Origin of the sequence: Sphingomonas yantingensis (assembly GCF_014199325.1) — a bacterium.
Classification (GTDB): domain Bacteria; phylum Pseudomonadota; class Alphaproteobacteria; order Sphingomonadales; family Sphingomonadaceae; genus Sphingomonas; species Sphingomonas yantingensis.
Genome location: NZ_JACIJJ010000003.1, coordinates 536,837 through 557,421, shown reverse-complemented (window position 1 = coordinate 557,421; position 20,585 = coordinate 536,837). Strand labels below are relative to the sequence as shown.

The window sequence follows — 20,585 nt, the reverse complement described above, 5'->3', positions numbered from 1 at the left end:
ACACCATGCCGGAAGCGGCAACTTACTTGCCCGATCCTACGCAATCAGCGCGGGACCGCCTGTGCCATCAACGCGCGGAAGTTCAGGACGTCGCGCTTGGGCGCGGTGCCGAAGGACCGGGTATATTCACGGCTGAATTGCGACGCGCTTTCATAGCCCACCTGATAGGCGGCTTCCGAAACGTTCGCCGCATCCGACAGCATCAGCCGCCGCGCTTCCAGCAGCCTGAGCTGCTTTTGGTACTGAACCGGCGTCATCGACGTCATCGCCTTGAAGTGCGTATGGAACGAGGACGGGCTCATGCCCGCGACATCGGCAAGCTGTTCGACGCGCAGCGGCTGGCTGAAATGGTCGCGGATATGATTGATCGCGCGCGCCACCCGCTCTGCATGGGTTTCGGGGACCGCCAGCTTCGCAAGCTCGCCGCCGTAAGGGCCGTTGAGCAGCCAGTAATAGAGCTCGCGCATGATCGCGGGGAACAGGACGGGGATTGCCGCGGAATTGCTCATCAGCCGCACGAGGCGCGTGAGGCAGTCGGCGAGCGGCTCGTCCACCCGACCGACGAAGACACAGGCGCTGAGCTTCGAATTGGGGACGGGCGGGTCGGAAAGCTGCTGGAGTACGTCGCGCAGGATCGCGGTATCGAACTCGATGGTGAGGCCAAGATACGGACGCTCCGGCGAGGCGTCGACCATCCGCCCGATCGCCGGAACTTCGACGCTCACCACGAGGCATTCCATCTCGCGGTAGTTCAGCGTCGTCTCGCCGAACAGAATCTCCTTCTCGCCCTTGAACACGACGCACAGCGACGGGCGGTACATGTTCGGTACCGGGATGAACGTCTGGAACGATCGGACGAGATAGACGCCCGGCATGCCGGTCTCGAACCGACCCTGGCCACCGCCGCGCGCGTCGACCAGTTCCATCGCCGCGGTCATCAACGCAGGGGGCGTGGCACGCCGGTCGTCCGGCCGACGTGGAGGAAAAGGCAAGATTTCTGCGGAATTCGGCATTCTGGTCATCGACCGATCCTTCTAGCTTGAGCATGTCCGAACAAGCCAGGTGATTGAGCTATGACAGAATACGGCGATACGTCAAGCCGACATCGAAAGACAAAGAGTAAGGTGTCGAAATACAGCTTTGCACCGAATCGGGATTGGCGAATAGTTTTCATCTATCCCAGTCTGTTTCTTTTATCTCCGTTCGCCGAGGATCCCAGGTCCTAGCAAAACAACATTCAAATCGCGCGTGCGACATGATCCACGCACCGGGTACGATGTTGAAGCGGATTTGATCCGGGAATGTGAAGGATACGAACCGGCCGGGTCGCCTGACGATCGCCGTGCGAGAAAAATTTCACTTTCGGCGATCGGCGGTGATGCCGGGGCCGAGACGCTTGGGTGCCGGTTCCATCCCCCGGCCACCCATGGCCACCATGGGCGGAAACAGGTCCCTCCCGGCCGTTCATGGTGGCCACCCCCCTGTCACAAGGATAACCTCATGCGCGCTTTGTCATGCGCGGCGACCGCGCTCGCCCTTGTTCCGTCTGCCGCTGCCGTCGCCCAGGACGCATCCGACGCCCGTCCGCGAGGCCAGGTCGCTCTCGGTCTCGGGGTCGCGCCCGATTATGACGGTGCCGACGGCGTGCGGGCTATTCCGTTCGTCCTCGCCGACATCCGCGTCGGCGGCGTATCCTTCGAAGCCAGGGGGCTGCGTGGCCGCGTGGATCTCGCTGCAGATCCGCGCCTGTCGATGGGGCCGGTGGTCGGCGCGCGTCTCGACCGGCGCGACGCGGATGGCCTCGTCGGGTTGCTGCCGACCATCGACATCGGCGTCGAGGTCGGCGGCTATGTCGGCTATCGCTTCGGCGGCGACGCCCTGGGTCAGGGGTCGCTTTCGACCGAACTCACCCTCCTTCACGACGTGTCGGGCACCAGCAATGGCATGGTCGCCACCGCTACCGCCGGCTATGCGGCACTCCGCAGCCGCGATAGCTTCGCCGGGTTCGATCTCCAGGCCAGTTGGGCCGATGCCGACCATATGCGGACCTATTTCGGCATCTCCGCTGCCGATGCCGCGGCGAGCGGCCTCACACGCTTCCGCCCCGGGTCGGGGTTCCGCGATGTCGGCGCGGGCATCTCCGCCGGTCACTATTTCAGCCGCCATCTCGGCGTGATCGGCCGTGTCGGGGCCGCCTATCTGGTCGGCGATGCGGCCGACAGTCCGATCACCGAGGCGGGAAGCCGCTGGCAGCCGCTCGGCGGCCTGACGCTTGCCTACCGGTTCTGAAGGGGACACGTGATGGACCGTTCGATCCGCAACCTGGCCGCGACCGCAATCGCGATCGGCCGACTGCCGGGAGAGCCGGCCGCGATCCTGCCGCATCGGCGAGGCTGGCTATCCCGGATTGCCGGCCCGCGCGTGCGACGCCCCTTGGCCGACCCCCGGCTCGAGATACTGCGCGCGATCAGCGCCTCGCTGACCCGCGGCGATGCTGCCGGTCGCCGGGTGCTCGTCGCCGCGGCGATGCAGGCCGGCTGGTCTCAAGGGGACCTTTGCCGCGTGTTTCCAGATGCGCCGATCTTTGCCGACAACGAGGGAAAGGGGGCCTGAAATGAGCTGCTCCATCGCACACCCGCGCCCCGCCCGCCCGCTTGGCGATCGGCTCCTGTTCCTAGCGCGCTGGCTGCGCAATCCGCGTGCGATCGCGTCGATCACTCCCTCGGGCAGCGCCCTCGCTGCGCTCATCACGCGCGAGATCGATCGGGGGCCGGTGCTGGAACTGGGCAGCGGGACCGGCGCCTTCGTGCCCGCGCTGCTTACCCGCGGCATCCGCGAGCGCGACCTGGTACTGGTCGAGCGCGACGCCCCGCTCGCGGTACGGTTGTCGCAGCGCTGGCCGGATGCCACGGTCATCGCCAGCGACGCTGCCAGGTTCGAGGACGGGACGCGCTTTGCCGCGACGGTTTGTGGCCTGGGGCTGCTCAACATGCCGGTCCCGACAGTCGAGGCGATCCTGCGTGCGGCCTTTGCCCGGATGCAGCCCGGCGCCCACTTCTATCTCTTCACCTATGGTCGGCGCTGTTCGGTCGGCGATGCGACGCTCGATCGCCTCGACCTGAGCGCACGCCGGGTCGGCCGAACGTGGCGAAACCTGCCGCCGGCCACCGTCTTCTGCCTTTCGCGCCGGGCGGAGGTGGTCGGGTGAGTGCGGGCAGCGCCGGCGTGCTTGTCAGCAACCAGATCGGCCTCATCATTCTCCCGTTCCTGTGCGGGGCGGCCGGCATCGGCATCGCGGCGACGGGTGCCGTCGTCGCGGCGGCTGTGACCGCACTCCTGCTGCTGGAATCGCCCGATCATGGCCGGGCGCTGCACCGGGCGGACGTGCGCCTGTTCGTGACGGTCCGTCTGGTCTTCAGCGTTCTGATCGCCGCGCTCCCCTATGCCGCCGGGCGAGGGCTGGCATGACCGCCGCATCGCAGGATCGGGCAAGTCTTATGAAGGATTCGGCGTTCAAGCGCGTGCCGATCGCGCGTTAGTTCACGCCATTGGCAGGACAGGCAGGACCGAACATGCCCATCGAACTCAAGGTCAACGGCCGGATCGCGCGTGTCGATGACGACGGCGACACCCCGCTCTTGTGGGTGCTGCGCGATACGCTCGGCCTTACCGGCACCAAATATGGCTGCGGCATCGCGCAATGCGGGGCCTGCACCGTCCATATCGACGGGCAACCGGTGCGATCCTGCGCCTTTCCGATCGACGCGGTCGGCGCGTCGGCGATCACGACCATCGAAGGCGCCGTTGGGCCGGAGGCCGATGCGATCCGCGCCGCCTGGGTCGCGCGCGATGTGCCGCAATGCGGCTTCTGCCAGTCGGGACAGATCATGAGCGCGATCGCGCTGCTTCGCACCGCGCCGCAGCCGACGGACGCGGACATCGACCGGGCGATGGGCGGCAACCTGTGCCGCTGTGCGACCTATAACCGCATCCGCGCCGCCATCCACGACGCGGCACGCGCGACGGCAACGCCGACGTGAGTGCGCGTCCCCGTCGGCGCCGGCGGATCGGTTGCCTCGCCCTGCTGGCGATCGTCGTCGCCAGCCAGATCCTGACGGTCGCGCTGTTGCTCCGGCCGCGTACCATGCCCGCCCCGAGCGTGATTCCGATCGTGTCGGCAAAGGTGGATCGCGTCTCGCTGCGCCCGGTCGCGGCATTCCAGGCGATCGACGATCCGGCGGCACGATCGGTCGCGCTGTTTCGAGAGGCGGGGCGCGTGATCCAGCATCCGCGCTGTCTGAACTGCCACCCGCGAAGCGACCGGCCCAATCAGACCGACGCGATGCACCCCCATTTGCCGGCGGTCATGCGCGGTCCCGACGGGGGCGGCGAGCCGGTGCTGCGCTGCGCGACCTGTCACCGCGACCGCAATGTCGACGCGGCCGGCGTGCCGGGCAACCCGAAATGGCGGCTCGCCCCCGCGGAGATGACCTGGGAGCGTCAGTCGCTCGGCCAGATCTGTCGGCAAATCCTGGATCCGGCGCGCTCACACATGAGCCGGGACGAATTGCGGCGCCATATGGCCGAGGATGAACTGGTCGGCTGGGCCTGGCATCCCGGCGGTGACCGCGCACCTGCGCCGGGTACGCAGGCCGAGTTCGGGGCACTTGTCGCCGCCTGGCTGGAAACGGGCGCGCGATGCCCCGCGTGAGGGAGGGACGGATGACCGATCAAGCCAATGGCCCGCGCGGTTTCGCGATGACGCGGCGGCGGCTGATTCTCGGCGGCTCGCTGGCGGGCGGCGCGATGATCGTCGGCTATGCCGCAACCCATCCGGCCGAGATCGGCGGCGCGATCCTTTCCGGTGGGGGCAAGGATCCACCGGAAAGCGCCTTCGGTGCCTTCATCCGGATCGATCCCGACGGGCAGGTGACGATCGTCAACCGGCAGCAGGAACTCGGCCAGGGCATTCATGCGGGCATCGCGGCGATCGTCGCCGAAGAGCTCGATGCCGACTGGGCACGGGTTCGCGTGATAGATGCCCGCAGCAATTTCCGGGCCTATGGTCTTCAGGGGTCGGCAGGTTCGAATTCGATCGCATCGAACTGGGACCTGATGCGTGCGGCCGGGGCGGCAGCCCGGTCGATGTTCGTCGATGCCGCTGCACTGCGCTGGCAGGTGCCGCGCCGCCTGATCGAGGTACGCGATGGCATCGTCTTCCACGCCGCCTCGAACCGACAGGCGACGTTCGGCGAATTGCTTGCCGATGCCGCCCGCCAGACCCCGCCGCAGACCCCGCGGCTGAAGACGCCGGACGCGTACCGGCTGATCGGCACCGATCGCGTGCGGCGCAAGGACAGCCTGCCTAAATCGACCGGCGCGCAACGCTATGCCCAGGACGTACGGCACCCCGGCATGCTCATCGCGATGGTCGCGCACAGCCCGCGCTTCGGCGGCCGGATCGCCCGATACGACGTGTCGGACGCATGGCGGGTGAAGGGGGTGGTGGACGCCTTTGCGATCGAGACGGGCGTGGCCGTCGTTGCGGAAACGACGATCGCCGCACGCCGCGGTCGCGAAGCGCTTCGGATCGAATGGGACGACCGTGCCGCCGAAAAGCGGTCGAGCGCAGACCTCCAGCGCCAGTACCACGATATTGCCGAAGGGCGGTCGGACTTGTCGCCGGAGGATTTCGCGATGCGGGGTGAGGGCGCGGCGCCCGCCGCCGATGCGATCGAGTTCGCCTTCGACTTCCCCTATCTGGCGCACGCGCCGATGGAGACGCTCGACTGCGTGGCGCAGGTGAACGGCTGGAACGTCAAGCTAACCTCCGGCTCGCACCTGCCGATCGTCGACCAGGTGCAGGCCGCCCGCGCTGCGCTGACCCTGCCGGGCAAGGTCGATGTAGAGGTCGTTCCGGCCGGTGGATCGTTCGGCCGCCGCGGCATCCTGCCCGCCGACTATATCGTCGAGGCAGTCCGCATCGCCCGCCGTACCCGCGGACGACCGGTCAAGCTGATCTGGACGCGCGAGGACGACCTGACCGGCGGCTATTACCGCCCCATGTCGCACCACCGCGTCGCGGTCGCGCTCGGCGCCGACGGTCTGCCCGACCAGTGGTGCTTCCGTTCGGTGTGCCAAGCGCTGCTGCCGGTCGGCGGCAATGCGCAGGCGGTCGAGGGCATGGCGGACTCCCCCTACCTGTCGACCGCACGCACGATCGATGGCAAGCTCTATACGCCCGACATCGGCGTGCCGGTTTCGTTCTGGCGATCGGTCGGTCATTCGCACAGCGCAATGGTCATGGAGCATGTCATCGACCAGCTCGCGCGTCGCGTCGGTCGCGATCCGGCCGCCTATCGCCGTCAGCTTTACGTCCGCGCCGGGGCGACCCGGCGTATCGAGGTACTCGACACGCTGTGCGAAAAGGGCGGATGGGGCCGACCGATCGAAGCGGGCTGGGCGCGCGGAATGGCGGTACACGAGGCGTTCGGCACGACTGTCGGCCAGATTGCGGAAGTCCGGATGGACGGGGGGCGACCCGTCGTCCGCCGCGTAGTCGCCGTGGTCGATTGCGGCATCGCCGTCGCCCCCGACCAAATCCGCGCGCAGATGGAGGGCGGCATCGGCTTCGGCCTGTCCGCGGCGCTCCATGGGAAGATCACGCTTCGCGACGGGATTGTCGAACAGACGAATTTCGACACGCACCCCATCCTGCGCATGAGCGAGATGCCCGCAGTCGAAACCCATATCCTGCCGCGAACGACGCCGCCGACCGGCATGGGCGAGCCAGGCGTGCCGCCGATTGCACCGGCGGTGGCGAATGCCGCGCTCGTGCTTACAGGGCGCGCTACCCGCGGGTTGCCTTTCGCAGTGGGCTAAAGGCAACAGAACAAGGTGGAGCATTCCACTATGCTGCCATAGCGGCCGTCCGGGTCCTCAAACGCTTTTGATCGACACGCGCTTGGGTGATGAACGAATAGCCGGTTTTGGATTGCGTGCGAAGGCGTTGGAACGACCGAAAGTGGGTCTTTCGGCGTTTTGGTTGTCTTGCTCGACCTCGGTCACAGAACGTGAGAGAGAGTCGGGCATGATCGTGCCCCCTTCATGACCCGGTCGCAAGACCGAAGCATTGCGCTGCTGATCGACGCGGATAACGTGTCGCATGGCAAAATCGCCGCCATGCTCGCCGAGCTTTCTAAATATGGGGTCGCCAATATTCGGCGGGCGTACGGCGACTGGGCTAGCGCGGGTCTGAAGGGCTGGACTGGCAAACTGCACGAGCATGCCATTCGGCCGATCCAGCAGTTCAGCTATTCGAAGGGCAAGAACGCGACCGACATCGCTCTGGTCATCGATGCGATGGAGCTGCTTTATACTCAGAAATTGGACGCGTTCTGCATCGCCTCGAGCGATGCGGACTTCACGCCGCTGGTAATGCAGCTTCGCGCCAATGGGCACGACGTGTACGGTTTCGGCGAGCGCAAGACGCCGGATCCCTTCGTCAATGCGTGCACGACCTTCCTGTATCTTGATCGGCTGGGCGAGGAGGACAATCCGGTTGGCAAGGCCGAGCCCGCGCCGCCGCCCGTGTCGCCGCCCACGGCAAAGCCCGCCCGGACCGACTCTGGCGAACCGAAGCCCGCCAAGCCGCTCAGCCAGGATGCGAAGCTTGTCGCTGTCCTGAGGGGCGCCGTGCAGGCGACGGCGGGCGAAGATGGCTGGGCGCCGCTCGGTGCGGCCGGAAACGCTGTCAAGCGGCAGGCACCGATCGACCCCAGAAACTACGGCGCACGCAACTTTTGGCCTGTTCGACGTCGGGCGAGCGGACGAGAACGGCCAGAGCTACGTCTCGGATCGACGAAGCAAGGACCGAACCTCCTCACCGCGGTTTTGACAAGCCGCGGACCTTGGCCGTTTCCGCATCATAAAAACGGGCGTGCAACGCCGTTAGGTGCCGCGGACGATCTCGATCATCTCCACACCCGGCGCGAGCAGGTCTCCGGTCAGCTTGACGGTAGACCCTATGCCTTCGTGGGCGTCCAATCTTTCGCCGTGGTGCCCCGCGTCCGCCCGGTAACGAACGACCTTGTACGGCCCGTTACCCCAGGGAAGGCCGCTGACCTCCAGCGCATAGCCAGTGTTGCCGGCGCTTGCGGCGTCCACCCGTCGCGGCGGGACGTTGAGCGACATATCCGTCCGCATCGAGCCGATCGGCACCTGAAACTCGAAGACGTCGCGATCCCGGGCCACCAGATAGTCAGCGGGGATCGCATAATTGGCAATGAGGATGCGGACCGTGTCACGATCGGCGGTGCGGCCGGCGAGCACCGCGAACCCGTTTTCGTCCCCGCCGGTGACCGCCAGGCGCTCCGTCGCGGCCAGCGTCTGACCGATAAGGCGGAAGGCGCCGGTTCTGGCGTTCTCACCACCGTCGGCTTCGAAGATCCCCGCCGGATCGCGAAAGTTGTAGTGAAAGTCGGCGCCCGTATCGGCGCGAAAGAAGATCGCCTTGTCGACCGCCGAATCCTGCATATACACCGCCGCCGCCGCGATGAACGCTGCGTTGTCCGGGTCGGTAAACTGAGCGGTCGGAATGCCGGTCATGCTCCAGTAGGAAAGCACGAGTTCCGTTTCGTCAAAGCCATGATTGTCGAGGATCGCGCGGACGTCTGCTGCAATTCTACGGAAGTCCATCGGATCTCGTGAATTGTCGCCGTACCACATCCAGGACAGGAAATCCAAAGGCAGCCCCTGGTTCTTGATGTACGTCAGCAAGCCTTCGCGATACGGCCCTTCGTTCAGCGGGAACGCGATGCACGGTCCCCCGAACCGCAGATCGGCATCGACGCGCTTCACCGCGCGCGAGGCGGCTGCATACATCTCATAGAACTGCTCTGGCGTTCCGGCGAAGTGCAGCGCGCCGAAATCGGGCTGATCGCCGAACTCCCAATGACTGACCGCCCGATCGAAGCCATTGCCCCACCCGCAGACATAGTGGCGGACGATGTTCTCGACGACTTGCTCGTATTTCGCGAGATCGCGGGCCGGCTGCTTGTTCGACGGGATCTCGCTGGCGATCGTGAAGAGGATTTCCGCGCCGAGCGCCCGCGTCTCCCGGACCCAGGCGTCCGTACCCGCGAAATTGTAGCTCGCCGGATCGTCGGGATCGGCCGACCAGTCGGGAAACAGGCTGGCGGGATTATCGACGGTGTCGAGCCGCGAGACCCAGTCGTAACTGCGCACGAGCGACAGCGCCGACGCCTTCCACACGTCCGAAATGTCGGGAACGCTTTCCGCGCCTTGCGCGGGTACGGGAATGCCCGTCGTTCCCTGAAGCTGCCGCATCAGGCCGGTCGAAACCGCCGCATCGACGGACAGCTTTGCGATATGCTGGTCGGTCATCAGTAAGGGTTTTCCAGGATGCGGTGGACGTAGTCGAGGGCGGCCGGCTCCTCGTTCACCAAGTGCGCCAGGCGCCGGTCGAGCGCCTCGGGGGTCGCGGAATCGAATTCCTCGTGCATCATCTGGAGCGAGGTATCCCAGATGGTCTTCACCCGCGGGTACCGCCGGGCCATGAACCGGGTCTGCACGTCGTAGAGCGCGTCGCCGCTCTGCAGGAGTTCTGCGAAGACCACGCCGTCCTCGATCGCCATCGCCGCACCCGATCCGAGGTAGGGCGTCATGGCATGCGCGGCATCGCCCATGATCATCACCCGCCCGCAGTACCAGGGATAGGGGACCATCACCGTATCCAGCGGCGTGTAGGCGACGTTGGTAGCCCTGAGCAGCGAGTCGATTGACTCCGCCATGAACGGGGAATCGCCCATCATGTCCCGCGCGACACGGTGCATGATCTGTGGGAATGCCGCGCGGTCATGGCGGGGGCGGCCAGCCTCGAAATGGGTGACGATCACATACATCATGCCGCCGGCCAGCGGCACGAAGCCCACTTTCCCGCCGAACCCATGGCAAAAGAGCGCGCCCTTCAGCGTATCAGGCGCGCGGACCGGCGCGCGCCAGGCGACACCGCCGCTACGCTGGGGGACATAGCGGTCGCCGAACAGGTAACGCCGAATACTCGAATTGATCCCGTCGAAGCCGATGACGAGGTCGTAGCGGTCCGCCGATCCGTCGCTGAACTCGACGGTCACGCCGGTGTCGTCCTGCTCGATATCGACTGCGGTCGTCGCCATCCGGATCGAGCAGCCATCCTCGCGGGCACGGGCGCTGGCCATCTCGAGGAAGCCGGTGCGCGGCAGCTGGACGTTGTTGGGCATGCCGTCGAAATGCCGCCCATAGGGAATGTCGACGACATGGCGCCCCTGCCGGTCGTAATAGGAAAGCGGCGGCGTCGGGAACCCGATGGCGAGCGTATCCTCGAGCAGGCCGATCTCGCGCAGCGCGCGCAGGCCGTTGGTCCGCAATCCCCATCCGACGCCGGCCACGGCGTTGTCCGGCTTGATGTCGATGACATCGACCTCGACGCCGATACGGGCAAGCGCGATCGCCGCGCACAGGCCGCCGATCCCCGCGCCGACGATCAGAACCTTTTTGCACTCCGGCATCTCGACCTCTTCAAACGGCTGCGGAAAGAGCGCCGACACCGCGGCTGATAACGTTTGTGATATATCACATATCAGGACGTGTCAATTCTGTCGGCGCGTGAAAGCTTGCCAGAGCTTTGCGGGAAGGCCACATCCCGCAATCGAACGAGGCCGGGCTGGAGGTGACTGATGACGGAGGGCAAAGGGCCCAAGCAGACGCTCGCCGACCAGGCCTATGCGCTGCTTCGGCAGCGAATCGTGTCGCTGAAGATGCCGCCTCGCATGCGCTTCACCGAGCGGGAGATTTCCAGTGAAACCGGCTTCGGCGCGATGCCCGTGCGCGAGGCGCTGGACCGCCTTAATCACGACGGGCTGGTCGAGACGATCCCGCGCCGCGGCTACCGGGTCGCCGGGCTCACGCTGAAATCGGTCGATGACTTCTTCGCGGTCTGGGGTGTGATCTCGCCGCTCATTTTTCAGCTTTCGTTAGAGCGGATTACGCCGGATCAGGCTGCGCGTCTCGACACCCTGAAGCAGGCGCACGAACGCGCGATCAACCGGCCGAAACTTGATACCGAAACGTGGATCCAACTGTCTCGGCAACGCTTCGACCTGCTGGTCGAGGCGACCCGCAATGCCCAGCTTCAGGCCATCTACCGGAAGCTGTCGGCCGAACTCGATCGCATCTTCTACTCCATCAGCCACCATGGCGAGGATGTCCGGGCGATCTTCGCGCTGACGACCCGCTTCGACGGGGCGATCCCGTCCGCCGACGACGCGCGCGCGTTCATCGAGATCAGTCGTCGGAAAATCGCGGAGGTGATCGTCGAAAAGGGCTTCGACTACCCCCACGGCAATTGAAACTTCCTTCCGAGCCGTTCGACCGCTTGCGACCTTCAGCCTCGTGATATATTACGACCAAGCCTCGCGCCGCCTGAACGCGAGTGACAAGGGTGGGGAGAGGCTTGATGAGCCGGTTGCAGCACGTACGAGACCGCCGGGCCGGCGTGTCCCAGGGCCTCACCGTCACGATCGCCGGCTTCCTGCCGATGATCGCCGTGGTTTCGATGTTTCCCGCGGTCCCGTCGATCATCGATCATTTCCAGGGCGATCCGACGGCAAGCTGGAAAGTGCCGTGGATGGTCACCGCGCCGGGCCTGGCGATCGCGGTGATCGCGCCGTTCGCCGGCGCGCTGATCGATCGCTTCGGTCGCCGCGCGATGGTCGTCTGGTCCACGCTGCTCTACGCGATCGCCGGGACCGCGCCGTTCCTCCTGACCGATCTTGACGCGATGTTCCTGTCGCGCCTCGCGCTCGGGATCGCGGAGGCGGCCATCCTGACGACGGTCAACACGCTGATCGCCGACTATTGGGACGAGGGGGGACGCCGGCACTGGCTGAGTATCCAGGGCATGGTCGGGCCGTTCGTGGGCAGCGCGCTGATCCTGGGGGCCGGCTATCTGACGGCGATGCGGTGGAACGGCGTGTTCCTGATCTACCTCGCCGCGTTCCCGATTTTCCTGGCGATGCTCGCCTTCGTCTTCGAGCCGGCTGTCGACACGGCGCACGCGGCGGCGGGGGATGCCCCGCGGGACAAGCCCACCTTTCCCGCGAAGAAGATCGCGCTGATCGGCGCCGTGACGCTGCTCTCGTCGATCATCTACTATGTCTATGCCGTCAATGGCGGCCTCGCCTTTCGGGAGGTCGGTATACGATCCTCGGACGAGCTTGGTCGCATCACGTTCCTGCCCAGCCTTGGCGTATCGCTGGGGGCCGGAATCTTCTGGCTCGTTGGCAAGCGCCGCTCGGAAGTCGCCTTCGTCCTCCTGCTGGCGCTCGTGGGCGCGGGGCTGTGCCTGATCGGCGTCGCGCCCGACTGGAAATGGATGGCGGCGGGCGTGGTGTTTCAGCAGACCGGGGTGGGGATGATGATCCCCACGCTCATCACCTGGGCGCAGCGCGACCTTCCGCCCGCCCATCGCGGGCGCGGCATGGGCGTCTGGACGGGATGCTTCTTCCTCGGCCAGTTCTTGAGCCCGCCCATCGTCACGGTGGTGCAGTCCGCGACCGGCAGCATGCAGGCGACGTTCGCCGCCGCCGGCCTCGCCGCGTTCGCCGGCATGCTGGTCGCGATTGCGGCGCTGCTTCGGCGTGAGAACCCGAGCGGGGCGGCGATCCCCGCGACCTAAATGAAGGCCGAGCCCTGCTTCCCATGCGGCAGAGCATCGGGAAGCAGGGCAGGGCCGTTTCCGCGCGCGATCAGATCGAGAGCGTCTTCTCGTCCGCGTTCATCGACGGGAACGGCATATAGGACACGCGAAGCCGTTCGGTGAAAGCGAGGTGATGCTCACCCGGCGCAAGCCCGCCGGGCCGCTCGACGGTGATCGTCGCCGCCGCGCCGAACGGCCATCGCCGGTCATAGGCGGTTTCCATCTCGTCGAGCGTCAGCGGCCCTTTGCCCTCGTCGAACCGGACGGCAGCGCGATCGACGGGCTCGCCGTCGATCTTGATGTCCAGCGCCTCGATCATCGACAGGCCGAGGCCGCGATAATAGCCGAGCTTCGCGTCGAACGCGAAGCCGGTGGGGGCATCGGCGGGGCCGACGTTGCGCAGGCTGTCGTCCACGATCAGATACTTGTCGAACATCAACGGGCTCCTTCGGCTTGCGCGATCAGGCGCTCGAACATCACATGCTGGCGCCGCACCTGCTCGCGGCTGTCGACGGGCTGGACGTCCTGGATCCAGCGATTGCCCTCATACTCGCTGGACAGATAGCCGTCCCAGCCGCCCGCCACGAGTTCGGCGATCACCTCGTCATAGGCATGGCTGGGGTCGCGGTAATCCTCGGTCATTTCGTAGAACTTGGCCTGGATGTGCCGGAAATACGGGATGTAGTCGCGGATCCGCTTGGGATTGGCGTAGGGCTGATGGCGCAGAAGCTCGGCCATCCGCACTTCGGCCGGGTTGCCCTTCATGTTCACCGCCACCTCATAGATGGTGTACTCGGCCATGATCTTCTGGTCGTGCTGGTCGATGATGAACTGCGCGACCTCCGGCCGCGCGCCCTGGCGGATGAAGCGGTCGCGATAGACCGGCGGGAAGTGCTTCATGAAGATGCCCATGTCCGGCAGCAGCCCGAGATGCTTGGTGCCGAGCCGGTCGGCCACCTCGACCGTGCGCAGGATCCAGGCATGTTCCATGTGCCATGGCGCGTGCACCTCCACGCCCATGTGCACGTCGAGATCCTCGGCATAGGGGACGCAGCGCTCGAGGATATCAGGGCGCACGAACACCAGGACGCGCATGTTGCGGATACCCAGGCGATTGCACAGCACGAGGTCGCGGCGGATCGATTCCACCTGCTCCTCGTCGGTCATCAGCCGATCCTTGCGCCGCTTGGTATCGAGGAACATGTCGTAGCAGGTCAGCTCGGTGCCGTGCTTCGCCATCAGTTCCTTCCACCATGCGACCTCGCGATCGTCGATGTCGGGGAAGTTGGGCATGTTCTGCTCGGGCAGGATCTCGATCCCCCGCGCGCCGATCGAGGCGGCGAAGGCGACGCAATCCTCGACGCTCATCTGGCCGAGGAACATCTCCTCCTGGAAACTGTAAAGGCTCACGCCTCGTTTGATCTTGGAAATCATCTCTGCCTCTGTCCTGATGGTCGAAAGGGATCGGTTGGTGGGCTGATCGCTATTGCGTGGATGCCGCAGCACGCCGCTCGGCGAGGACGCGTCGGATGTCCGCCTGCTTCGCGGCCGACACGTCGAAGCGGCCGACGAGCCAGGCCATCGCCCCGCCCGCCACGACGATCAGGCCCGTGACGAACCAGGCGAGCGCGTCCACCTTGCCTGTCGGCACTTGATCGACGGGCAGGCCGGCGGGAAAGTCGATGATGCTGAGGAACGATCCCGCCATGAGCGCGACGAGGCCGCTGCCGATCTGCAGCCCCATGAACATGAAGCTGGCGACGAGGCCTTGCTGCGGCACGCCGGTATTCGCCTCATGCTCGTCGCCGATATCGTAGGTGACGGTGTTGAACGGCACGACGTAGAGGCCATAGGCGATCCCGCCCAGGACGCGAGCCGCGCAGACGAAGACGCCGATCGCGAATGTGCCGGCCGCGGGTGCGAGGCCGAGGAGCGGCAGCAACACCGCCGCCGCCTGGACCACGAAGAAGAAGACGAGGCCGCTGACCATGGCGAAGCGGGTGCCGACGCGCTTCATCCAGGGCGGCGCGAGGAACATCGCCGCGATCGAGCCGAAAGTGCCCGCCAGCAGGAGGCGCTGCGTCCACCGTCCGTCGAGCTGCCAGAAATAGGTCGCGAGGTGGAGCGACAGTTGGTTCACAACAGAATTGGTGAAGAGGACGAGTAGCGCGACCGCCAGCAGCCGGCCGATATTCGGCGTCTGGCGGATGGCGGCGAGCAGGCGGCGGAGGAGCTCGGGGAGCGTTTCAATCGCGCTGTGCTTCGTCACCTCGCGATCCGCCGCCTCGATCGCGCGCATTTGCGCCCGCGTGCCGATCAGGCCGACGACCATCAGCGCGGCGCCCAGCAGCGACACGAACAGGCCGAAGCCGGGATAGGGTGCGGGATTGAGCTGCGGCTTGGCAAAACCGGGCGCCTCGACGAAGAAGACCGAGAAGGCGACCCAGGGCACCGTCAGGATGGCGACCTGATTGCCGAGGTTGCGCATGACCGCGACGATGTTGCGCTCGCCCGCTTCGCGCGTCAGCTCGCCGCCCATGGCATAGGCGGGCACCGTCCAGAACGAGATGCCGACGCGCGCGAGCAGTCCAAAACCGAGAAGCCAGGCGAAGATCTGCCACTGGCCCATGCCCGCGGGCGGGGCGAAGACGAGCGCGATGCCGACCGCGAACGGCAGCACCGCCGCCGCCATCAGCGTATGCCGCCGGCCGAGCGGCGCCCGATCCATTCGATCCGAAAGCGCACCGATATACGGGTCGGCGATCGCGTCGAAGACGAGGATGATCGCCAGCGCAAAGCCGATGCGGAACCCGTCCAGACCAACGACCTGCGAATAGAAGAACAGGACGAACGCGTCCCACGCGAAGCTCTTGATGAGCTCGGGCATCGCGCATGCCATGAAGCCGATGCGCGTCCTCCAACCGAGGCGGTCGCCGGCTTTCACGAATCTGCGCCGATCGACCCGTCGTCGATGACCATCGAGCAGTTGTTGCGCGATCGGGCTGCCGACGGGCAGTGACTCTGTCTCGTCACTGCCGCGGCAGCTTCCAGCCTGCTTCCCGCCATCGCTCATCCTCGCCGTTTTGCGGGTGAACCGCATGGCCGTTACCGCGCGAGAAAGGGGTGTTTGCCAGTGCGCCACGCACACTGCCGATCCCCTCCTCGCTTTAATTAGAACGATAGTTCTATAAATCGTGGAGCGGGTCAAGCGCCTCTACGAAGTTCCCGACCGTGGTATTGGGCCGATGCCAGCCCGACTGATCCCCCCGTTTCATGCTTGTCACGACAAGCCGGCAGATATATCAGAATCATCATTCTATTATGGAGAGGGTGATGCTGCGGGAATCTCGGCGGGTCGATGGCGGCAAGCGCGCCCCGGCTTTTTCGCTATCGGACACAGAAGGACGCATCCGAACGCTGTCGGAGTTCGACGACGCCCCGGCGCTGCTCGTCGCCTTCATCTGCAATCATTGCCCGTTCGTGCTGCATATCATCGACGAACTTTCGGCCTTCGCTCGCGAATACGCGTCGAAGGGGCTTCAGGTCGTCGCCATCAGTTCGAACGACACCGCCGAGTTTCCCGAGGACGGCTTTAAGCATATGGGCCCGTTCGCGTCGGCTCACGGCTTTACCTTTCCCTATCTGTACGACGGCGATCAGCAGGTCGCGCTTGCCTATAACGCGATCTGCACGCCCGACTTCTTTCTCTATGGCCCCGACCGGACGTTGGCCTATGCGGGGCAGTTCGACGCCAGCCGGCCCAAGATCAACCGTCCGCCCGTGCCCGGACTGGCGCCGCTCCGCACCGATCTGCCCGTGACGGGCGAGGACATGCGCGCCGCCGTCGATGCGGTGCTCGCCGGCCGCGCCGTGCCGGAACCGCAGCGGCCGAGCGCCGGATGCTCGATCAAGTGGAAGGAAGGGATGAACCCGTCATGGGCGTGAAGGTCGTCGAGAGCGTCTGGCTTCCCGGCGCCGCCGTCGTCCCGCAGGAGCGTGGGCCGGACGTTCTGCTTCCGATCGACGGCGCCGACTGGTCCGACCAGGCCGGCTATAATCGCGGCTTTTTCTCGGCATTCCGGATCCGGCCGGGGCGAGACATGTGGTTTCACTTTCCGATCCCGACGTCGGTCCATCACAATGGCGAGCCGCTGGCCTGCTCGGGCGTGTCGTTGCTGTGGGAGGTGCTGAAAGGCGCCTCGATCCACTGGACGGTGCTCCAGCATGGCGGGATGGAGCGAATGCCGCTGACGCCGCCGGATACCCAACCGCCTTCGGTCGCGGTCCCGTTCGACCCGCCCGAGCAGTGGCGCGAATATTATCCGTCGAGCGCGCGAAGGCTGACAACGATCGCGCTGCCCCGGCCGTTGACGCTGCGTTTTGGCCTGCAACTGTCGATCGGCGTGCGATCGGGCGAAGCCGGCGGGACGGTGCGCTTCTACGGCGCGGGCGCGGACTTCATCGCGGCCGCCTGAGGCTCCCCCGTCGGTGCGCGTTCAGTTTCGATCGCTTGATGAGCCATCCTGAAGTTTGTGAAGCCACCCGGTGGCCTATGAGGACGGGCTGTTTAGCGCGGCCATTGGATCGCACACTCAGGCGCCGACAACTTCCCGCGCTGCTTCGAGGCAAACGCGCCGAATAGCGCAGTGGACGGTTTTGCAACCTGATGAACGAACGTCCGGTTCCAAGAATTGAATAAGCGGGGGCGAACGTCCGGTAAGGGGTCTTTCAGGCGGCAAGCGGCCAGTCGGCTTTCGCCCAATTGCGGACGTTGCTCAAACCATTTAACTGGATTGCGTGAGCCTCAACGCAATCGACATCGAGCAAGCGCGCGAAAGGATCAGCGTCATGGCGAATGCCATGTTGTCTGGCGATTGCTCCTACATCGAAGGTGTTCGCACGATCTGCGGGCTGTTCCAGCGGGCGCGTGTAGATAGATTTGCAGAACCGTTCATCACGTTTGTTGCGATTGACAGCGAAACGGATGCTGTGCCGGTTTCGAAGGTTCGGGAACAATGGCACTCTGACGCCAAGGTCAAGTTCGAAACGGAATGGAACGAGGCTGAGAGTTACGCGAAATTAGTCGGTGAACCCGCGTGTAGGGCAGCGATCGCTTGGGTGAGACAACACCCGACCTACGGCAGCTAACCTGCCCATAGCGGACATTCGGATTTTCAAACGGTGCCAATCGCCGCGCTTCGACGCGATGAACGAATGACCGGTTTGGGAGCGCATTCAGGGGCCGCCGAATGACCGATTCTGGGTCTTAGCGGTGCAAAGCGGTCGGTCGGTTATCGCGCGCCGGATCCCAGTTGCGAGCAAGCTGTATCGACGTTGGAAGGAACAGCCGCCAGTCCTCGGGCCCGAGCCCGAACCAGTAGCAGGGCGGCTAGCGTGCGACCCGGCTCCTCGATCATCGGCAGGTGTCCCGAGTTCTCAAACCAGCACAATGTCCGGCTTGGTGCCGCGAGCCGCCCGAGCCAGCCAGCCGCGATGTTGGACGGGGTGGTGCTGTCGCGGCGGCCGAGCAGGAGGGCGACGGGAACCTCCAGCCGTCCCAGGGATGCGAACGATACGTCCGCCAGCCTGGGCCAAAGCGTCGTCACGGTGAAGCTGCTGCCTTTCTCCCACGCAGCCCGGTCCGCCGGGGTATAAAGGGGCGATAGCTTGGTTGAGTTAAAGTAGAAGTCAGCATCGGGGCGCCGTCCGGCCAGCGAGCCATAGCGGTTGGCATAGCGGCGCCAGGCGTCCGCCTGCACAATCGTGAACGGGCCGCGATCGGGATAGGGCCGCAACGCAGTGATGGCTCGCACCGCGTCGGCATCGCGCCGCTCGCGCGCGATCGCCAGCGTTTGCCGCATGCCTACACGCTCGTTCTCTCGAAAATCGATGAGCTGACCCATGCCGATATAGGCGTGGAGCAGGTCGGGTCGCGCCTGGGCGATGGCCAGGCCGACTGCCGAGCCAAAGCTGTGGCCGAGCACGAACACTTTGCGCTGTCCAAGGCGAGCGCCGAGCTGTTCGATGAGGGCGATTGCATCGTCGCGGTACCGCTCCACCTGGAGCGTCGGTGCGATGACGGCCGGGTCGTTGAGGGGATAGGAACGGCCGGCGCCCCGCTGGTCCCACTGGACCACCGTGAAGAAGTCTTCCCAGGGATGTTGGAAACTCCAGGCCATCGGCATTTCGACCGAACCGGGGCCGCCATGGATGTAAAGGAGGATGGGATTGGCGCGATCGGCACCTCGGACGTTCACGACTTGCCGCGCACCACCGAGGTCGAGGATCAACGTCTCGTCGACGCCGTTCGGCGTCACGATCTTCTGGACGTCGGCGATGATCGCGCGGGCGGGCTCGAACCCGTCGGTTGCGGCAGGCGGGGCCGGTGATTGTTGCGCGGAGACGGGCTGGCAGAGCGAGGTCGCGAGCAATAGCGTTGCAGCATGAATCCGGATCGTCACGGAGCCTTCCCCTTTCAAGGCGAGGCAGCCTTATACCAAATCACCGGACTTACCTTGCGCGAGCTATGGATTAGCGGACCGACAAAGACGCGCAACGATGCAGGAATGAACGGCTGATTCAGATCGTGAGCGTGAGATCTCGAATGACCGAAACTGGGTCTGCTCAGTCACGGTGCAAGCAACGCAGAAGCCAGGTAGGCCCAGCGGCGGACGTTCAAACGGTTCGGACCGTGCCGCCGTCGATGATGAACTCGGCGCCGTGGATCGCGGCCGCGCGTTCCGATGCCAGATAGGCGATCAGGTCGGCGACCTCGTGAGGTTCGGCAGCCCGCCCGATCGGGATGCCGCCGAGGCCATCGAGGACCTGCTGCCGCGCGTCCTCGATCGTGCCGCCGGTCGCGCTGCGGATGCGCTCCAGAAAGTCGCCTGCCGCCTCGGTCATGATCCAGCCGGGGGAGACGGCGTTGACCCGCACGCCTTTGGGCCCAAGCTCCTTCGACAGGGACTTGCTGTAGGTCCTGAGCGCCGCCTTGGCAGCGGCATAGGCGGTCGTTGATTCCGGCAGCGGCAGGATGGCCTGGATCGAGGTGACATGGACGATCGTGCCGCTTCCCCAGTCGATCATCTGCGGGGCTAGGAGGCGGTCGAGCCGGACGGCGGCCAGCAGGTTCAGGTTCAGTTCGGCCAGCCAGTGCGCATCGGTGAGCGCTGCAAAGCCGCCGCCGGGCGATGCCGACCCACCAACGACATGCGCGACAATGTCGATGCCGCCCATCCGGTCGAGTGCCGCCTCGGCCAGCGCTGCAGCGCCCTCTGGGGTCGTCAGGTCTGCTCGCACGAAGATCGCATCGGCCAGCGCGCTACCTTCCGATCGGGCGGCGGTGATGACCTGCGCGCCCCCGGCCAGGAAGCGCTCGATGGTCGCGCGGCCAAGGCCTTTGGTGCCGCCGCTGACGACGACGCGCTTGCCGGCGAACTCGGTCGCATCGATCGCCGCGGTCACAGCGCGATCTCCAGCGCGGTGATCGCCTCGTCCCGCAGCGTGAAGCGGTAGGTGAAGCGGAGCGGGCTGCCCGGAAAGTCGCCGTGCGCCGGTCCCTCGACGACCAGCTTGCCGTCTTCGCGGCGAGCGGTGTCCGGCGTGAAGATCGCCCGCACCGGAACAACCTCCTCCTCGAACAGCGTGCGCATCTCGGCAATTCCCTCGAACCGCTTGCCGATGCCAAGGTCGTGAACGACGGCGTCGGGTGAGAAGGGCCGCAACATGCCGTCCACGTCCAGACGGGCGTTCGCAGCAACATAGTCTGCGACGGGTTTTGGAAGATCGATCGTCATTGCTCGGCTCCTTGACGGGACACGACCAATCT

General features: G+C 65.6%; 21 protein-coding genes and 1 pseudogene. 13 read left to right on the top strand and 9 right to left on the bottom strand.

Translation table 11 applies throughout. The features are described from left to right. Positions 1-44: 44 nt before the first annotated feature. Positions 45-938, bottom strand: coding sequence for an AraC family transcriptional regulator (locus FHR19_RS12590; protein WP_246359484.1), 894 nt, complete (start codon positions 936-938; stop codon positions 45-47). A 562-nt stretch (positions 939-1,500) separates the two neighbouring features. Here FHR19_RS12590 and FHR19_RS12585 point away from each other — a divergent pair. The 8 genes and pseudogenes from FHR19_RS12585 to FHR19_RS17725 all read left to right on the top strand — a co-directional run. Continuing rightward, positions 1,501-2,289 carry a MipA/OmpV family protein gene (locus tag FHR19_RS12585; protein WP_184028883.1) on the top strand — a complete coding sequence of 263 codons (789 nt, stop codon included), beginning with the start codon at positions 1,501-1,503 and terminating at the stop codon, positions 2,287-2,289. Between the two features lie 12 nt (positions 2,290-2,301). After that, the gene (locus tag FHR19_RS12580; RefSeq protein WP_184028881.1) at positions 2,302-2,613 is read left to right on the top strand and encodes a hypothetical protein; all 312 of its coding nucleotides are present in this window, start codon (positions 2,302-2,304) and stop codon (positions 2,611-2,613) included. Between the two features lies 1 nt (position 2,614). Next, the gene (locus FHR19_RS12575) at positions 2,615-3,208 is read left to right on the top strand and encodes a class I SAM-dependent methyltransferase (protein WP_184028878.1); all 594 of its coding nucleotides are present in this window, start codon (positions 2,615-2,617) and stop codon (positions 3,206-3,208) included. After that, a complete protein-coding gene (locus FHR19_RS12570) occupies positions 3,205-3,468 on the top strand; it encodes a hypothetical protein (RefSeq protein ID WP_184028876.1) in 264 nt (87 codons plus the stop codon). The genes FHR19_RS12575 and FHR19_RS12570 overlap by 4 nt, the downstream gene beginning before the upstream one ends. A gap of 104 nt (positions 3,469-3,572) precedes the next feature. Then, complete coding sequence (locus tag FHR19_RS12565; RefSeq protein ID WP_184028874.1) at positions 3,573-4,040, top strand: (2Fe-2S)-binding protein; 468 nt, start codon at positions 3,573-3,575, stop codon at positions 4,038-4,040. Next, positions 4,037-4,711 (top strand): Isoquinoline 1-oxidoreductase subunit, encoded by a 675-nt coding sequence (locus FHR19_RS12560; protein WP_184028872.1) that lies wholly within the window; start codon positions 4,037-4,039, stop codon positions 4,709-4,711. Before FHR19_RS12565 ends, FHR19_RS12560 begins: the two co-directional genes overlap by 4 nt. 11 nt (positions 4,712-4,722) lie before the next feature. Next, positions 4,723-6,882 carry a xanthine dehydrogenase family protein molybdopterin-binding subunit gene (locus FHR19_RS12555; protein ID WP_221228505.1) on the top strand — a complete coding sequence of 720 codons (2,160 nt, stop codon included), beginning with the start codon at positions 4,723-4,725 and terminating at the stop codon, positions 6,880-6,882. A 225-nt stretch (positions 6,883-7,107) separates the two neighbouring features. Next, positions 7,108-7,476 (top strand): annotated as a pseudogene (locus FHR19_RS17725) (NYN domain-containing protein); the annotation flags it as partial. A 474-nt stretch (positions 7,477-7,950) separates the two neighbouring features. On the opposite strand, the gene FHR19_RS12545 reads toward FHR19_RS17725, so the two are convergent. Together FHR19_RS12545 and FHR19_RS12540 are read right to left on the bottom strand one after the other, a co-directional pair. Continuing rightward, complete coding sequence (locus FHR19_RS12545) at positions 7,951-9,405, bottom strand: GH39 family glycosyl hydrolase (RefSeq protein ID WP_184028870.1); 1,455 nt, start codon at positions 9,403-9,405, stop codon at positions 7,951-7,953. Then, positions 9,405-10,607, bottom strand: coding sequence for an FAD-dependent monooxygenase (locus FHR19_RS12540; RefSeq protein WP_184028868.1), 1,203 nt, complete (start codon positions 10,605-10,607; stop codon positions 9,405-9,407). The genes FHR19_RS12545 and FHR19_RS12540 overlap by 1 nt, the downstream gene beginning before the upstream one ends. Before the next feature lie 129 nt (positions 10,608-10,736). On the opposite strand from FHR19_RS12540, the gene FHR19_RS12535 reads away from it, so the two are divergent. Continuing rightward, positions 10,737-11,408, top strand: coding sequence for a GntR family transcriptional regulator (locus FHR19_RS12535; RefSeq protein WP_184028865.1), 672 nt, complete (start codon positions 10,737-10,739; stop codon positions 11,406-11,408). 146 nt (positions 11,409-11,554) lie between these two features. Continuing rightward, positions 11,555-12,736, top strand: coding sequence for an MFS transporter (locus FHR19_RS12530; RefSeq protein WP_343053260.1), 1,182 nt, complete (start codon positions 11,555-11,557; stop codon positions 12,734-12,736). A 70-nt stretch (positions 12,737-12,806) separates the two neighbouring features. Here FHR19_RS12530 and FHR19_RS12525 read toward each other — a convergent pair whose 3' ends face one another. From FHR19_RS12525 to FHR19_RS12515, 3 genes are all read right to left on the bottom strand, one after another. Further along, the gene (locus FHR19_RS12525; protein WP_184028861.1) at positions 12,807-13,193 is read right to left on the bottom strand and encodes a C-glycoside deglycosidase beta subunit domain-containing protein; all 387 of its coding nucleotides are present in this window, start codon (positions 13,191-13,193) and stop codon (positions 12,807-12,809) included. Further along, the gene (locus FHR19_RS12520) at positions 13,193-14,167 is read right to left on the bottom strand and encodes a sugar phosphate isomerase/epimerase family protein (RefSeq protein WP_343053259.1); all 975 of its coding nucleotides are present in this window, start codon (positions 14,165-14,167) and stop codon (positions 13,193-13,195) included. The genes FHR19_RS12525 and FHR19_RS12520 overlap by 1 nt, the downstream gene beginning before the upstream one ends. Before the next feature lie 73 nt (positions 14,168-14,240). Continuing rightward, the gene (locus tag FHR19_RS12515) at positions 14,241-15,644 is read right to left on the bottom strand and encodes an MFS transporter (RefSeq protein ID WP_184028859.1); all 1,404 of its coding nucleotides are present in this window, start codon (positions 15,642-15,644) and stop codon (positions 14,241-14,243) included. A 446-nt stretch (positions 15,645-16,090) separates the two neighbouring features. Here FHR19_RS12515 and FHR19_RS12510 point away from each other — a divergent pair, with 446 nt between their 5' ends. The 3 genes from FHR19_RS12510 (at position 16,091) to FHR19_RS12500 (ending at position 17,905) form a co-directional block, all read left to right on the top strand. Beyond that, on the top strand, positions 16,091-16,702 hold the full coding sequence (locus tag FHR19_RS12510; RefSeq protein ID WP_184028857.1) for a thioredoxin family protein: 612 nt from the start codon (positions 16,091-16,093) through the stop codon (positions 16,700-16,702). Further along, entirely contained in the window at positions 16,693-17,232 is a 540-nt protein-coding gene (locus FHR19_RS12505; protein ID WP_184028855.1) for a hypothetical protein, read from the top strand. Before FHR19_RS12510 ends, FHR19_RS12505 begins: the two co-directional genes overlap by 10 nt. 322 nt (positions 17,233-17,554) lie before the next feature. Beyond that, positions 17,555-17,905, top strand: a complete 351-nt coding sequence (locus FHR19_RS12500) for a DUF2489 domain-containing protein (RefSeq protein ID WP_184028853.1) — start codon at positions 17,555-17,557, stop codon at positions 17,903-17,905. A 143-nt stretch (positions 17,906-18,048) separates the two neighbouring features. On the opposite strand, the gene FHR19_RS12495 is transcribed toward FHR19_RS12500, so the two are convergent. The 3 genes from FHR19_RS12495 to FHR19_RS12485 form a co-directional block, all read right to left on the bottom strand. Beyond that, positions 18,049-19,218 (bottom strand): alpha/beta fold hydrolase, encoded by a 1,170-nt coding sequence (locus FHR19_RS12495; protein ID WP_343053258.1) that lies wholly within the window; start codon positions 19,216-19,218, stop codon positions 18,049-18,051. A 214-nt stretch (positions 19,219-19,432) separates the two neighbouring features. Continuing rightward, entirely contained in the window at positions 19,433-20,221 is a 789-nt protein-coding gene (locus tag FHR19_RS12490; RefSeq protein WP_184028851.1) for an oxidoreductase, read from the bottom strand. Continuing rightward, the gene (locus FHR19_RS12485) at positions 20,218-20,553 is read right to left on the bottom strand and encodes a nuclear transport factor 2 family protein (RefSeq protein WP_184028848.1); all 336 of its coding nucleotides are present in this window, start codon (positions 20,551-20,553) and stop codon (positions 20,218-20,220) included. Before FHR19_RS12485 ends, FHR19_RS12490 begins: the two co-directional genes overlap by 4 nt. Positions 20,554-20,585 lie beyond the last annotated feature (32 nt).